Raw genomic sequence first — 1,364 nt, 5'->3', positions numbered from 1 at the left:
CGTGACCCGCACCCCGAGCCGGGCGCCGCGTCGCTGTACCAGTCGGTGCCGTTCCGGCAGGACACGTCGTATCTGGCGATCGGCGAGCGCACGAACGCGAACGGGTCGAAGAAGTTCCGCGAGGCCATGCTGGAGGCCCGCTGGGACGACTGTGTGGAGATGGCCCGGGAGCAGATCCGCGAGGGCGCGCACATGCTCGACCTGTGCGTGGACTACGTCGGCCGGGACGGCGTGGCGGACATGGCGGAGCTGGCCGGGCGTCTGGCCACCGCCTCGACGCTGCCGATCGTGCTGGACTCCACCGAGGTCGACGTCCTCGAGGCCGGCCTGGAGCGGCTGGGCGGGCGTGCGGTGATCAACTCGGTGAACTACGAGGACGGCGACGGGCCGGACTCGCGGTTCGCGAGGGTCACCCGGCTCGCGCGGCAGCACGGTGCGGCGCTGATCGCGCTGACGATCGACGAGGAGGGCCAGGCCCGTACCGTCGGGAACAAGGTCGCCATCGCGGAGCGGCTGATCGCGGACCTGACCGGGAACTGGGGGATCCGTGAGTCGGACATCCTCATCGACACGCTGACGTTCACGATCTGTACGGGCCAGGAGGAGTCCCGCAAGGACGGGCTCGCGACGATCGAGGCGATCCGTGAGCTGAAGAGGCGCCACCCGGACGTGCAGACCACGCTCGGTCTGTCGAACATCTCCTTCGGTCTGAACCCGGCCGCGCGGATCCTGCTCAACAGTGTCTTCCTGGACGAGTGTGTGAAGGCGGGTCTGGACTCGGCGATCGTGCACGCGTCGAAGATCCTGCCGATCGCGCGGTTCAGCGAGGAGGAGGTGCGGACCGCGCTGGACCTGATCTACGACCGCCGGTCCGAGGGCTACGACCCCCTTCAGAAGCTCATGCGGCTGTTCGAGGGCGCGACCGCGAAGTCGCTGAAGGCCGGCAAGGCCGAGGAACTGGCGGCGCTGCCGTTGGAGGAGCGTCTGAAGCGGCGGATCGTCGACGGGGAGCGCAACGGTCTGGAGGCCGACCTGGACGCCGCTCTTGAGGACCGTCCGGCGCTGGACATCGTGAACGAGACGCTGCTGGACGGGATGAAGGTCGTCGGCGAGCTGTTCGGCTCGGGGCAGATGCAGTTGCCGTTCGTGCTCCAGTCCGCCGAGGTGATGAAGGCCGCCGTGGCCTACCTCGAACCCCACATGGAGAAGTCCGACGCGGACGGCAAGGGCACCATCGTGCTGGCCACCGTGCGCGGCGACGTCCACGACATCGGCAAGAACCTGGTCGACATCATCTTGTCGAACAACGGCTACAACGTGGTCAACCTGGGCATCAAGCAGCCCGTCTCGGCGATCCTGGAGGC

The 1,364-nt window shown here is 68.1% G+C and carries 1 protein-coding gene; it reads left to right on the top strand.

Translation table 11 applies throughout. The features are described 5' to 3' along the window. The coding region (locus QSK45_RS37975; RefSeq protein ID WP_285563519.1) for a dihydropteroate synthase at window positions 1–1,364 on the top strand (1,364 nt) is incomplete at both ends.

The organism is Streptomyces hygroscopicus subsp. hygroscopicus (assembly GCF_030269125.1).
In the GTDB taxonomy this organism is placed as follows: Bacteria; Actinomycetota; Actinomycetes; order Streptomycetales; family Streptomycetaceae; genus Streptomyces; species Streptomyces hygroscopicus_C.
The sequence above is the reverse complement of the archived record's forward strand: the minus strand, read 5'-3'. Positions and strand labels throughout refer to the sequence as shown.